General features: G+C 64.9%; 10 protein-coding genes, 1 pseudogene and 1 riboswitch. Of the genes and pseudogenes, 8 read left to right on the forward strand and 3 right to left on the reverse strand.

Annotated elements, in window-relative coordinates:
• A pseudogene (locus tag Q4C89_RS08655) lies at window positions 1-545 on the reverse strand (hypothetical protein); the annotation flags it as partial.
• 147 nt (window positions 546-692) lie between these two features.
• Between Q4C89_RS08655 and Q4C89_RS08660 the strand changes: the two are divergent.
• The 7 genes from Q4C89_RS08660 to Q4C89_RS08690 all read left to right on the forward strand — a co-directional run bounded on the left by Q4C89_RS08660 (window position 693) and on the right by Q4C89_RS08690 (window position 9,062).
• The gene (locus Q4C89_RS08660; protein WP_303102206.1) at window positions 693-1,646 is read left to right on the forward strand and encodes an ABC transporter substrate-binding protein; all 954 of its coding nucleotides are present in this window, start codon (window positions 693-695) and stop codon (window positions 1,644-1,646) included.
• Window positions 1,647-1,937: 291 nt separating this feature from the next.
• A complete protein-coding gene (locus tag Q4C89_RS08665) occupies window positions 1,938-3,476 on the forward strand; it encodes a GGDEF domain-containing protein (RefSeq protein ID WP_303102207.1) in 1,539 nt (512 codons plus the stop codon).
• Window positions 3,477-3,488: 12 nt separating this feature from the next.
• Window positions 3,489-4,424 (forward strand): SDR family oxidoreductase, encoded by a 936-nt coding sequence (locus Q4C89_RS08670; protein ID WP_303102208.1) that lies wholly within the window; start codon window positions 3,489-3,491, stop codon window positions 4,422-4,424.
• Between the two features lie 51 nt (window positions 4,425-4,475).
• Window positions 4,476-5,474, forward strand: coding sequence for a GTP 3',8-cyclase MoaA (gene moaA / locus Q4C89_RS08675; protein WP_303102209.1), 999 nt, complete (start codon window positions 4,476-4,478; stop codon window positions 5,472-5,474).
• 305 nt (window positions 5,475-5,779) lie between these two features.
• Window positions 5,780-6,472 carry a GntR family transcriptional regulator gene (locus Q4C89_RS08680; RefSeq protein ID WP_303102210.1) on the forward strand — a complete coding sequence of 231 codons (693 nt, stop codon included), beginning with the start codon at window positions 5,780-5,782 and terminating at the stop codon, window positions 6,470-6,472.
• 185 nt (window positions 6,473-6,657) lie between these two features.
• Entirely contained in the window at window positions 6,658-8,823 is a 2,166-nt protein-coding gene (glgX, locus tag Q4C89_RS08685) for a glycogen debranching protein GlgX (protein ID WP_303102211.1), read from the forward strand.
• Complete coding sequence (locus Q4C89_RS08690) at window positions 8,820-9,062, forward strand: hypothetical protein (protein WP_303102212.1); 243 nt, start codon at window positions 8,820-8,822, stop codon at window positions 9,060-9,062. The genes glgX and Q4C89_RS08690 overlap by 4 nt, the downstream gene beginning before the upstream one ends.
• A gap of 85 nt (window positions 9,063-9,147) precedes the next feature.
• Here Q4C89_RS08690 and Q4C89_RS08695 read toward each other — a convergent pair whose 3' ends face one another.
• Window positions 9,148-9,858, reverse strand: a complete 711-nt coding sequence (locus tag Q4C89_RS08695) for a cytochrome c4 (RefSeq protein WP_303102213.1) — start codon at window positions 9,856-9,858, stop codon at window positions 9,148-9,150.
• A 201-nt stretch (window positions 9,859-10,059) separates the two neighbouring features.
• Window positions 10,060-11,103: a thiamine ABC transporter substrate-binding protein gene (locus Q4C89_RS08700; RefSeq protein ID WP_303102214.1), complete on the reverse strand. Its 1,044-nt coding sequence runs from the start codon at window positions 11,101-11,103 to the stop codon at window positions 10,060-10,062.
• Window positions 11,104-11,153: 50 nt separating this feature from the next.
• A riboswitch (TPP riboswitch) is annotated at window positions 11,154-11,254 on the reverse strand.
• A gap of 241 nt (window positions 11,255-11,495) precedes the next feature.
• Here Q4C89_RS08700 and aceE point away from each other — a divergent pair.
• Window positions 11,496-13,879 (forward strand): pyruvate dehydrogenase (acetyl-transferring), homodimeric type (gene aceE / locus Q4C89_RS08705; protein ID WP_303102215.1); only part of this gene is annotated, 2,384 nt, incomplete at its 3' end.

Here is a 13,879-nt window from a genome sequence, read left to right on the forward strand (position 1 = left end):
CGCTCCCCGGCGGCGCGGGTGCGGCCCTCGCCTGGCTGAGCGGGGGGGCCGTCACGGGCACGGTCGCCTCCGACGCGGCGCTCGCCACGGTCATCGCGGGGACGGAAGCCACCACGGTCGCCGCCGAAGCTGCGCTCGCCACGGTCATCACGGGGACGGAAGCCGCCCTGACCACCACGGTCACCACCACGGAAGCCGCCGCCCTGGCTCTGGCTTTCGCGCAGTTCGCGCATCTCGCGGCGCAGGCCACGAATTTCCTTGCTCTGCGCTTCGAGCATTTCCTTCATTTCGTTCAGCAGACCCAGCAGGTCGTCGGCGTCAATGAATTCTTCTTCGTACTCTTCGCCGCTTTCGTCCACCAGACGCGCCGCCGTCAGACCTTCTTCCTCGGCGTCCATCACTTCGTCTTCGTCCAGTTCGCCTGCCAGTTGCGGCAGCACGTCGCGCAATTCGGCGGGGGTCTGTTCCTGGGTGTGCCCGCTCACTTCAGTGGTTTCGTTCTGGCCTTCGATCTGGCCCATCTTCTGCTCGTCGCCGTTCGTCATGTCTTTGCTCCCTGGCCCCCGGCTGTGCGGGCTGGCCCTTACTCGTGCGCTTCCCTCTGGCGGGCCGAGCGCAAACCAGAGTGTATCCCATCCACATGAATGCGGGGTGGCAAGCCGCAGGCCGTGCGCCTGCCTATACTCGGCGGCATGAAACGCTTTTTCGCCGCCCTGACCCTGCTCGGCGTGCTGTCCGCGTCAGCCCAGGCCGCGCCCCGCACCGTCACCATCGGGCTAGGGTATGTGCCCAACGTGCAATTCACGCCTTTTTATGTCGCCGACAAGCTGGGTTATTACGCGGCGGAAGGCGTGCAGGTCAAGTTTCAGCACGGCTATGTTTCCGAACTGATGCCGCTGCTGCTGCAGGGCAAACTCGACTTTGTGGTGGGCGACCCCGAAGACGCCATCTTTGCCCGCAACCAGGGGGCGCCCGTGCGCTACGTCATGGCGATGTACCAGAAAAGCCCCGTGACCCTCTTCGGCCTGCAACCCCTCAGCGCGGCGGGACTGAGGGGCAAGACGGTGGGCATTCCGGGACCGTTCGGCAGCAGCTACCACGCGGTTCAGGCGTACCTGGAACAATCGGGCCTGAAAGAAGGCCGCGACGTGCGACTGGCGACCATCGGTTTTACCCAGCAGGAAGCGGTGCAGTCGGGCCGGGTGAGCGCGGCGACGGGCTACCTCAACAACGACGTGGTGACGTTGCGCTCCAGCGGCAAGAAGGTCTACACCCTGAACCTGTTCGCGGCCTACCCGATGGTCGGCGTCGGTCTGATGACCCAGGACAAGACCCTGAAGACTGACCTGGCCCGCAAGGTGGTCAGGGCCAGCCAGCGCGGGCTGAAATTCACAGTGACCAACCCGGCCCAGGCGTTCAAGGTGGCGCAGCCCGTCTTCGGGAAAGGGGGCGGCAGCCTGGACATCCTCAAGGCCAGTGTGCCGCTGATGACCAGCAGCCTCACCACGCAGCGCGGCCTGGGCGCCAACGACCCCGCCAACTGGAAAAAGGCCGTCGCCGCCCTCGTCCGGCAGGGCAAACTGCCCGCAGGCAGTCAGGCCGAGAACTTCTACACCAACAGCCTGATCGACCCCAAGTTGCGCTGAACTTCTGGCAAAGGTCACGCCCCGGCAACCAGTCGCCCCATCCCAGCTGTGGCGGCTGGCTCTTTTATGCCCCCAAGTCCTGAAAACAGCACCCCCAAGACATGTCTGTATTGCTTAGAAAAGAAGGGCCTTTTTTGGCTAAGCTTGCGCCCGTGAGAACGTCCGCGCTGCCTGTCACCCTGCCCACCTGTGGCGTCGGGGACGGGCTGTATGGCGTCGCCGGACTGCTGCCGAGCTCCTTGTTCGCCCGACCAGGGAGTCCATCGCTCTCGTCATGAACGCGGGTCAACCATGAGTGCCTGGCCCAAAGACCCCAAGCAGACCGCTCTGGCCCTGCTGTCTTTGCTGCTGGCGGCGCTGCATCTGGCCGTGGTCACGGGAGGCGGAGCAGGCCGCTCGCTGCTGACGGTCGACGTGCTGTACGCCGCCTGCATCGCCAGCACCACCCTGCTGGCCCTCAGCGGCTGGCGGCAGGAAAAGCGCAGCGGCAACGGCGGGCTGGGCTGGTACGCGCTGGGCATGGGGGCGCTGCTGCTCGCCGAACTGTGGATGCTTCAGTACGACCTGCCGGGCCGCAGCACTCCGGAAATTTCGGTGGCGGACCCGCTGTACTTTCTGTTCTATCTGGGAATCGCAGCGACCCTGCTGCGGTTTCACGGCCTGCGGGGCTGGTCTGCCGAAGCCTGGGGGGCGCTGCTCGACAGTCTGGTGGTGGTGGTGCTGGTGGGCGAACTGGCCTGGATTGCCTTTCTGGCCGACGCCCTGGCGTCACCCGATTCGTGGCTACAGGCGGCGCTGAATCTGACCTATGTGGGCCTCGACCTCTTGCTGCTCACGCTCACCCTGCTGACCCTGCGCCGCCGCTTTAGCCTGCCGCTCAGTCTTTTTGGGGTGGGCGTGGTGGGCTTCGTCGTGGCCGACCTGCTCTACCTCAACCTGGAAGTGCGCGAACAATACGTTGCCGGAACGCCTCTGGACGCCCTGTGGACCTGGGGAACCGTGTTTCAGGGGATCGGCATCGTGTGGGCGTGGCATACGCGGGCCTGGGAACTGCCGCAAGAAACCACCGAACAACTCGCCACCCGCAGGCAAGACCGGATGTTGCGGGCCGTGCCCTACCTGGCGATGGTGGTCAGTTGTGTCCTGCTGGTCAAGGCCCCCTCCTGGCCCTGGCTGCAAGGCAAACAGGCCGAACTGTGGTCGGTGGCGCTGTTCGCGGTGGTCATGCTGCGGCAGGCGGTATCCTTTTGGGAGGGTGACGAGCTGCAAACCGAGCTGCTCGGGCGCACCCATCAACTTCGGTATCAGGCGCTGCACGACGCGCTGACCGGACTGAACAACCGCACCGCCTTTGAAGATGAGCTGGCGGGTGCCCTGCCCCCCCCAGTGCGCGAACCTTTTGTGCTGCTTTATCTCGACCTGGACGGCTTCAAACCCATCAACGACCAACTTGGGCACGCCGCCGGAGACGAGGCGCTGCGCTGGGTCGCCAACCGGTTGCGGGCCGCCTTGCCCCCCAAATCGTTCATAGCGCGGCTGGGGGGCGACGAATTCACGGTGCTGTGGCGCGGCTCAACCGCCGAAGCCGAGGCGCTGGCCGAGCGGGTGCGAACGGCCCTGGGCCAGCCCATGATGCTGGACGCGGCGACCGCACAGATTGCGGCGTCGGTGGGCGTGGTGACGGTAGAAGCGGGGACCGAGCATCACCCCGACCACCTCTGGCGCGAGGCGGATCAGGCGATGTACCGCGTCAAGCGGGCGGCGCGGGCGGCGGCCCAAGCCGAAAGTTCTGCTGAAGCCGACCCGAAGCGTGCCGCGTCTGAGACGTGACACAGTGACTCCATGACAGGCAAGTCCAGCAAGAAGGCCAAGACGAAAAAAGCCGACCGACAAAACGCCGAGGTCGGGGCGGCCCGGGCGGGCGAGTGGCCCCAGAGCGTGCCCGCCCAGCAGCAGCGGCGGCAACCCGGCCACGAACACCGCATGATGCCCGCGCCCATCGTGATTCGGGAGGGCTACCGGGGCAGCGGCAAACTGGCGGGCAAGGTAGCCCTGATTTCGGGGGGCGATTCGGGCATAGGCCGGGCCGTAGCCGTGCATTTCGCCCGTGAGGGGGCGGACGTGGCCTTCATTTACCTCGACGAACACGAGGACGCCGCCGCCACCGTGCAACTCATCGAGGCCGAGGGCCGCCGCGCCCTGGCCCTGAGTGGCGACGTGGGCCTGCCCAAAACCTGCAAAAAGGCGGTCAAGGACACGGTCAAGAAGCTGGGGCGGCTGGACATCCTGGTCAACAACGCCGCCGAGCAGCACCCGAAAGACGACCTGCTGGACATCACGCCCGAACAACTCGAACAGACGTTCCGCACCAACGTCTTCGGCATGTTTTACCTGACCCAGGCGGCGCTGCCACACCTGTCGCGGGGGGCCTGCATCATCAACACCACCTCGGTCACGGCCTACCGGGGCAGCGGCGGTCTGCTCGACTATGCCAGCACCAAGGGCGCACAGGTCGCTTTCACCCGCAGCCTCAGCGCCAACCTCGCCGAAAAGGGGATTCGGGTCAACGCGGTGGCCCCCGGCCCCATCTGGACGCCGCTGATTCCGTCCACCTTCAGCGCCGAGAAGGTCGGTGACCACGGCGTCAAAGTCCCGATGGAACGCCCCGGACAGCCTGCCGAAGTCGCGCCCGCCTACGTCTACCTCGCCAGCGAAGACAGTTCGTATGTGACCGGACAGGTCATGCATGTCAACGGCGGCGAGATCGTGAACGGCTGAATTCTGCCCTTTCCTACCTCGGGCGCAAGCCGCAGCCGCTATGGTGTGCGGATGCTGCTCGACCAGTGGGGCCGCCCCCTCCGTGACCTGCGCCTGAGCGTGACGGACCGCTGCAACCTGCGCTGCACGTACTGCATGCCCGCCGAAGTGTTCGGCCCCGACCACGCTTTCTTGCCCCGCGCCGAACTGCTGTCCTTCGAGGAAATCGAGCGGCTGGCGCGAATATTTGTGGGTCTGGGCGTGGACAAGCTCCGCATCACGGGCGGCGAACCCACCCTGCGCCGCGACCTGCCCGACCTGATTTCGCGGCTGGCAGGCATCGCGGGCGTGCGCGACCTCGCCATGACCACCAACGGCCTGCTGCTCCCCCGGCTGGCGGGCGACCTGAAGGCGGCGGGCTTAGCGCGAGTGACCGTCAGCCTCGACAGCCTCGACCCGCAGGTGTTCGGGCAGATGAACGGGCTGGGCGTGTCGCCGCAGAAGGTGCTGGACGGCATCGAGGCGGCGCTGCGGGCGGGCCTGGGGGTCAAAATCAACACGGTAGTCAAGCGCGGGGTCAACGACGCCCACCTGACCGAACTGTGGCGCGGGCTGCGCGAGTTTGGCCCGGTGCGGTTTATCGAATTTATGGACGTGGGCAACCACAACGGCTGGAACATGGACAGCGTGCTGCCGTCGGGCGAGGTGCTGGCGCGGCTGGCGGAGGGTGACCCGCTGACGCCCCTGGCCCCGGCCCAGCGCGGCGAGGTGGCGACCCGCTACCGGGACAGCGACGGGCACGAACTGGGCCTGATTTCGTCGGTCACGGCTCCGTTTTGCGGCGACTGCACGCGGGCGCGGCTCTCGGCGGTGGGGGTGCTGTACACCTGTCTGTTTGCCGGACAGGGCCACGACCTGCGCGGGCCACTGCGGGCCGGGGCCAGCGACGCCGACCTGCGCGGGCGAATTCAGGCCATCTGGCAGGGACGGCGTGACCGCTACAGCGAGGAACGCAGCGAGGCCGGAAACGCCGAGCGCGTCAAGGTGGAGATGTCTCATATCGGGGGCTGAACTCGCCCGAATATCCCCTCGAAATCTTTCCTTCTGGAAGGTCACCGTCCCCCAGGCAGTGACCCGATACAGGGTGATTGCATAAACTTGCCCTTTCTCGCTTGGGCAGCACATGAGGCGCCCCTATGCATGTCAAAATTGACGGTCCCAGGCGCGATTCTTCTGTCGGAGAAGTGGTCTTTCCAGTATGTATGTTTATGCCCTTGTGAGGTGAGTGAAATTCTAGGCAGCCTTGTGTGACGTGGGGTCTGACTCTAGTATTAAGTACAGCTTCCGCACGTTGGCGGAGCGCCTGGAGGCACGCTATGGCGAAGTACCCGCTGATTAAAACCACACTGAAAGACCGTTTGTTGGGGGGCCACTACCCCGAAGGACTGCCTCTGCCCAGTGAGCCGCAACTCGCCCGCGAGTTCGAGGTTTCGCGCATGACCGCCCGCCGCGCCATAGACGAACTGGAGCGCGAGGGGTATGTCTACCGGGTGCAGGGGGCCGGGACTTTTCCTACAGGCAAACGCTTTCGGCAAGGGGTTTTCCGGGTACGGCCTTTCAAGGAGTGGGCACGCCACCCCGATCACCGCACCACGGTGCTGCGGGCCATGCAAATCGAGGCCACGCCCGAAATCGCCATCATTCTGCAAATCGAGGCGGGCGACCCCGTGATTTTCGTTCACCGTCTGCGCACGGCGGGTGACGAAGCGCTGGTCATCGAAAAGCGCTACATCAACGCCAAGATGGTGCCCGAGCTGCTGGAGCGCAACCTCGCCGTCGAGAGCATCCACGAAACGATGGTCAGCCTGGGCCTGCCCCTTCAGCGCGTCGAGCAGAACCTCGAAGCGGTCAACCTGCGCCAGGAAGAAGCCGACCTGCTGCGGGTGCCGCTGGGCACGGCGGCCTTCTTGCTGCGGCGCACCACCTACAGCGACAACAAGCGGGCCAGCTACGCCAACTACTGGGTGCGCGGCGACCGCTACGCCTTCCAGGATTCGTTTGAACCCTGAGAGCTGCGGCAAGGCGTGGCCCACAGCACAGCAACCGTAAGCCAGACCATTCCTCTCCCTTCGGCAATTTGGTAACGTTTCCAGCAATGTGGAGGCGGTGACGACGAATACGCGAGTCACCGCCTCCCTTTTCTGACTCCCCGCTCTTTCCGGGCCTGTTTTTCGTACCGAGGAGATTTCTGCTTATGCCCCATTCCGACCCTTCCCGGCGCCTGCGTCCCGGTTCTCCCTATCCCCTGGGAGCCACCTGGGACGGCAAAGGTACCAATTTTGCCCTGTACTCCGAAAACGCCAGCGGCGTCGAGCTTTGCCTGTTCGACGCCGACGGCACCGAAACCCGTATCCCCCTGCGCGAGCAGACCGCCTTCGTGTGGCACGGCTACCTGACGGGTGTGCAGCCGGGCCAGCGCTACGGCTACCGCGTGCATGGCGAGTACGCCCCCGAAAAAGGCCTGCGCTTCAACCCCAACGTGGTGCTGCTCGACCCCTATGCCAAAGCCTTGGACGGCACCGAGAAGTTCGACGAGGGCGTGTTCGGCTACGTGCCCGGCGGCGAAGACACCGAGATGCAGACCGAGGACCAGAAGGGCGCACCGCTGGGTCTGGTCATTGACCCCATGTTCAACTGGGTGGGCGACACCAAGCCCAACATTCCCTTTCACCAGTCGGTGATTTACGAGGCCCACGTCAAGGGCCTGAGCATGACGCACCCCGACGTGCCCGAAGACCTGCGCGGCACCTACGCGGGCGTGGCGACCCCGGCGATTCTGGACTACCTGCGTGAACTGGGGATCACCGCCATCGAGTTTCTGCCCGTGCATCAGCATGTGGACGACCCCTTTTTGCTCGACAAGGGGCTGACCAACTACTGGGGCTACTCGACCCTCAACTTCTTCGCGCCGGACGTGCGCTACTCCGCCGAGGCGCGGCGCGGCAACCCGGCGGGCGCGGTGGCCGAGTTCAAGAACATGGTGCGGGCGCTGCACGACGCGGGCATAGAGGTCATTCTGGACGTGGTGTACAACCACACCGCCGAAGGCAACCACATGGGGCCGACCATGAGCTTCAAGGGCATCGACAACCCCACTTATTACCGCCTGGTGGCCGACAATCCGCGCTTTTACTTCGACTACACGGGCACGGGCAACAGCCTCAACGTGCGCCACCCACAGACGCTGCAACTCATCATGGACAGCCTGCGCTACTGGGTGACCGAAATGCACGTGGACGGCTTCCGCTTCGACCTCGCCTCCACGCTGGCACGCGGCCTGCACGAAGTCGACCAGCTTTCGGGCTTTTTCACCATCATCCACCAAGACCCCATCATTTCTCAGGTCAAGCTGATTGCCGAGCCCTGGGACGTGGGCGAGGGCGGCTATCAGGTCGGCAACTTCCCGGTCAACTGGGCCGAGTGGAACGGCATCTACCGCGACGACATGCGCTCGTTCTGGAAGGGCGAGGGCGGGCTGGCCTCCGAAATCGGCTACCGCATCACGGGCAGTTCCGACCTGTACCAGTTCAACGGGCGCAAGCCGTACGCTTCCATCAACTTCGTGACCGCCCACGACGGCTTTACCCTGCGCGACTCGGTGACCTACGAGGGCAAGCACAACGAGGCCAACGGTGAGGGCAACAACGACGGGCACAACCACAACATCACCTGGAACTGTGGCGTAGAGGGCGAAACCGACGACCCCGAAATCAACAAACTGCGCGGTCAGCAGATGCGGAATTTCCTGGCGACGCTGCTGCTGGGCCAGGGCACGCCGATGATTCTGGGCGGCGACGAGTTCGGGCGCACCCAGGGCGGCAACAACAACGCCTACTGCCAGGACAACGAAATCAGTTGGTACAACTGGGACAAGGTGGACGAAGACCTGCTGGCCTTTACCCGCAAGGTGATTGCCATCCGCAAGGCCCACCCCAGCCTGCACCGCCGCAAGTTCTTTTCCGGGCGCAACATTCGCGGCGAGGAAGTGCGCGACATCGTGTGGCTGCGCTTCGACGGGGCCGAGATGACCGATGCCGACTGGAACAACCCCCAGACCCAGTCGCTGGGCATGTTCCTGGCGGGCGACGGCCTGGACGACGTGGACGCCGAGGGCCGCCCCCTGAAGGACGACCACCTGCTGCTGCTGCTGAGCAGTTCTTATGTGGACCTGCCCTTCAAGATGCCCGACCTCGGCGGCTGCGGCGAGTGGGAACTGATGCTCGACACCGCCGACGACCACGCCGAGGAAAAGGTGGAAGCCGGGGCCGAAACCACCCTGCGGGGCCGCAGCGTCAAGCTCTACCGCTGCGAGGTGCCCGAGAAGGCGGAAAAACCCGAGCAGGCCGAGGCCCAGGCATGAGCGCCACCCCCATCTCGCCCGAACTCGACCCGCAAATCGTCCACGAGCGGCTGGGCGTCGAGGCCTACAGCGACCACGAAGTCGGGGTGATGGTGGAGGTGTTGCAGGAGTTGTACGCGGGCCGCACGCTACAAGACCTCACCGAAGCCGAGTGGCTCCGCGCCTACGGCCTGATGCACCAGCGCAAGAAAACCGGCTGGATGACTGAGGGCGTGGTGTCGCCCGACGCCGAAGTGTAAAGACGCAGAAGGGGGAGGGCAGAGTGTGGAGGGACGGTTCCCTCGCCGCTCTGCCCTTCGCTCTTTCTCCCCGCTGTGCGGGGCTTCAGGGCGAACCGAGACTCGCCATGTAAGCCGCCAGGTCTTTCATCTCCTGGTCGCTCAGAGGTTGCACGGCTATCCGCATCGCCTCGGGCCAGATGAGGCCGCCGAAGCTGGGCGCGGCATGAAATTCTTCCAGAATCTCTGCGCCGTACTCGGGCGACAGGTGGGTTACGCTCGCCACGCCGTTGCGGTCCACCCCGCGTCCATCGGCCCCGTGACAGACCTGGCAGGCCAGCAGATTGCGGGCGGCGTCGCCCTGCGTAAACAGCCGCATGCCCCGGGCGCGGGCTTCGGGGTCCACCTTCCAGGCCGGGCCGGGTTCGAGCGCGGCGTAGTGGGCAGCGAGGTCGGCAATGTTCTGGTCGCTCAGGGGGGCAGCCACCGCGTGCATCACCCCGCTGGGCCGCAGCTTGGCACGGAAGGCCGTGAGTTGCAGGCGGCTGTAACTCGCCACCTGTCCTGCCAGCCCCGGCGTGCCCGCCCGCGTACTCACGCCGCCCGGTCCGTGGCAGCCCGCACAGGCCACCGCCAGGGCCGCGCCACGCTGGGCACTGGGCGTCTGGTAGCTGAGTTGTAATGGCCCAGCGCCCTCGGTGAAAGTCTGTACTGCTGCCGGAGCAGACCCCGAAGACGTGGTGTAGGTGCAACCCGCCAGCAGGGGCAGCCCCAGCAGGAAAGCACGCGGAAAAACCGAACGGGACAGACGGGACATGGTGACCTCCGGACACAGGAAAGGAGCGGATGGACAGACCTCACCGACTTGTTGCGAATTCCAGTCCACCTTACCTTTCCCCTGCCCTGCTCGCAAGTCATTGTCCTGCCCCGCCTATCTTTCCCAGGTCATACGGGACTGCGCGGCTTCGATCTGCTCGGAAAAACAGTTTGGATGCCCAAACCATTTCCCGAAGCCGTATCAGCGGGCGCGCAGCACGTTCGTGACCCAGGCGTCCACCAGCCGCTGCGGGTTGGCGGTCACACTGGCCTTCACGGGCGCGGGCTTGGGCTGCTCGGCAAATTTGAACACCGGGTCAAGCTTGGTGCCGCTCACCGCCGGGTAGATCCACATGCGGGTGGGAATGTCGGCCTGCACGCCGGGACTGAGCATGAAATCCACGAACTTCTTGGCGAGCGCGGGCTGCTTGGCGCCCTTCAGGATGCCCACACCCTCCAGTTGCAGCCAGGTCGAACCGGGCAGCAGCAGGTTGGCGGTGGGGGCCTGCGCGGGCAATTTGGCCGGGTCGTAGCCGTCGGCATAGAACACTTCGGCGGCGGGGCTGCTGGCATAGCTCAGCACGATGGGATATTTTCCGCCGTTACGGGTAAAGTCCTTGTAGTAGGCGTCGTTCCAGCCGCGCACCACCTTCAGGCCGCCTGCGCGGGCCGCCTTCCACCACTGCCACGCGCCTGCCTCGCCGTAGTGCCCCACCGTCGCCAGCAGGAACGCCAGACCGGGCGAGGAAGTCGCGGGGCTGGACACCACGGTCAGGCGGGCGTATTCGGGCTTTTTCAGGTCGTCGAGCGACGTGGGCAGCTTCAGTCCCGCTTTCTGGAAGTAGGCGCGGTCATAGTTCAGCGCGACGTAGCCGTAATCCACCGTGTTGAGGTAGCCCGCTTCGTCGAGGCGGTAGGCGGCGGGCACCTTCGCCAGCAGCGGCGATTTGTAGGCTTGCAGCAGGTCCATCTGGCGGGCGCGGGCCAGCAGCGAGTTGTCCAGGCCGTACACCACGTCGGCCAGCGGAGCGCGGCGGGTCAGCACCAGGCGGTTCAGCAGTTCGCCCGCATCGCCCCCCTTCACGAAGCGCACCTTGACGCCATTCTGGGACTCGAACTGGGCCACCAGTTTCTTGTCCACGTCGAACGAATCGTGGGTGATGACCGTGAGGGTCGGGGTGGTCTTCTGGGCCTGGGCTGCGCCGAGCAGCAGTCCGGCACTGACAGCAACAATCACTTTACGCATTTCACTTTCCCCTTTGCGTCCAGGGAAAGGTGGGGAGCCGCACACACGCAGGCGCGGCCCCGTCACACTCCCTCCGCTGGTCTTAACCAGTTCAGGTTCCTGGGGACTCTCTCAGCCGGCCCGTTTTGGGCCAGCACCCCCGGTGACGCAACGGCCAGCATACCCCCTGACCCGGCCCCGGCTGGGGCGAAAAAGATTGGAGAAACCTTGAACCGTGTTCAGCGTTGAACAGGACAGACGCGGGTGGCGCAATTGGAACTGGGCATACCGGGAAAAGAGCGCTACTTTGTTGCGTCCGGCTGTGCCAGTTCTGTCTTTGACCAACTCGGTTGGTCAGTCGCCTGACACTTTCATGTTGGATTGGGCGAATGGCCGGGCGTAGACTGCCCACCATGACCCCGCAACCTCCCGCACGTCCGCCGCGTGCCGACCTGCCCGCGCAGGAACGCGAGAAACTCAATCAGGTCGAAACCCAGGAATGGCTCGACTCGCTGGCCTACGTTTTTGCCAATGCCGGGCACAAACGGGCCGCTGAACTGCTCGAAGACCTCGACCACTACGCCTATTTCCACGGCGCACCTATCGAGTTCAAGCAGGCCACGCCCTACATCAATACCATCTCCACCGAGGATCAGCCCGAGTATCCCGGCGACGCCGAACTTGAGCGCAAGATCCGCAACATCAACCGCTGGAACGCAGCGGCGATGGTCGTCAAGGCCAACAAGAACAGCGACGGCATCGGCGGGCACCTCTCCACCTACGCCAGCGCCGCCGAACTGCTCGAAGTCGGCTTCAACCACTTTTTCCGGGGCCACGGCGCGGACGGTGAGCGCGACCTGGTGTTCTTCCAGGGCCACAGTGCCCCCGGCATCTACGCCCGCAGCTTCCTGGAGGGCCGCTTCGACGAGCAGCGGATGAACAACTATCGCCGCGAGTTGCAGGGCACGCCCGGCCTCAGCAGCTACCCGCACGCCTACCTGATGCCCGACTACTGGGAATTTTCGACGGTCAGCATGGGCCTGGGGCCGATGCAGGCCATCTATCAGGCCCGCTTCATCAAGTATCTGGAAAACCGGGGCCTGAAAAAACCCAGCAACGCCAAGGTCTGGGCCTTCCTGGGCGACGGCGAGATGGACGAACCCGAATCGGTGGGGGCCATCCGCTTTGCCGCCTACGAAAACCTCGACAACCTGATTTTCGTGCTGAACGCCAACCTGCAGCGCCTCGACGGGCCGGTGCGGGCCAACTCCAAAGTGATTCAGGACTTCGAGGCGTTTTTCCGGGGTGCCAACTGGAACGTCATCAAGGTCATCTGGGACAGCAAGTGGGACGAACTGCTGCAAAAGGATTACAACGGCCTGATCGTCAAACGCTTCGAGCTGCTGGTAGACGGCGAGTCCCAGCGCTACGCGGCTTTCGGCGGCAAGGAACTGCGCGAGAAGTTCTTCAACACTCCCGAGCTCACGGCGCTGATTGAAGGCTGGTCGGACGCCGACCTCGAACTGCTCAACCGGGGCGGGCACGACATCCACAAGGTGTACGCCGCGTACAAAGCCGCCTTCGACCACCAGGGCAGCCCCACCGTCATCATCGCCCGCACCGTCAAGGGCTACGGCCTCGGCGAGACGGCGCAGGCCCGCAACGTGGCGCACCAGGTCAAGAAGCTCGATTTCACCAACCTCAAGCAATTGCGTGACCTGCTCGAACTGCCGCTGAACGACGAACAGGTGGAGCATCTGGAGTTCTACCGCCCCGCGCCGGACAGCCCCGAAGTGAAGTACCTGCTCGAACGCCGCGAGAAACTGGGCGGGTTCGTGCCCCAGCGCGTGGTGGACTACCCCCACCCCACCCTGCCCGAAGGCGAGTTCTACGAGGAATTTGCCAAGGGCAGCGGCGAACGCAAGGTCAGCACCACCATGGCGGCGGTCAACATCATGTCCAAGCTGCTGCGCGACAAGGAAATCGGCAAATACATCGTGCCCATCGTGCCCGACGAGGCCCGCACCTTCGGCATGGACGCGCTCGTGCCGCGCATCGGCATCTACAGCCCACGCGGGCAGACCTACACGCCCGTGGACAGCGGCACGCTGATGTACTACAAGGAAGCCCAGGACGGGCAGATGCTCGAAGAAGGCATCACCGAGGCGGGCGCGATGGCGTCGTGGATGGCGGCGGGCACGAGCTACTACGTCCACGGCATCCCCACCATTCCCTTCTATGTGTACTACTCCATGTTCGGGATGCAGCGCATCGGTGACATGGTGTGGGCGGCGGGTGACATGCTGGCACGCGGCTTCCTGCTCGGCGCGACGGCGGGCCGCACCACGCTGGCGGGCGAGGGCCTCCAGCACCAGGACGGCAACAGCCACCTTCAGGGCTACGTCGTGCCCAGCATGAAGACCTACGACCCGGCCTTCGCCTACGAACTGGCGGTGATTTTCGAGCAGGGCATCAAGCGCATGTACGTGGACGGCATCAACGAGTTCTACTACGTCACCATCGACAACGAGAACGAAGTGCAGCCCCCCATGCCCGCCGACCGCCCCCACAGCGAGGTGGCCGACGGCATCATGAAGGGCCTGTACCGTTTCCAGCGCAGCGAACTGCAGGGCGCAAACCTGCGGGCGCAGTTGCTGGCGAGCGGCCCGGCGATGGGCGCGGCCCAGGAAGCCGTGCAGATGCTCGAAAGCTACGGCGTAGCCGCCGACCTGTGGAGTGCGACCAGCTACAAGGAACTGCACCAGGACGCGCTGGCGGTGCAACGCTGGAACATGCT

Source organism: Deinococcus sp. (genome assembly GCF_030523985.1).
Lineage (GTDB): Bacteria > Deinococcota > Deinococci > Deinococcales > Deinococcaceae > Deinococcus.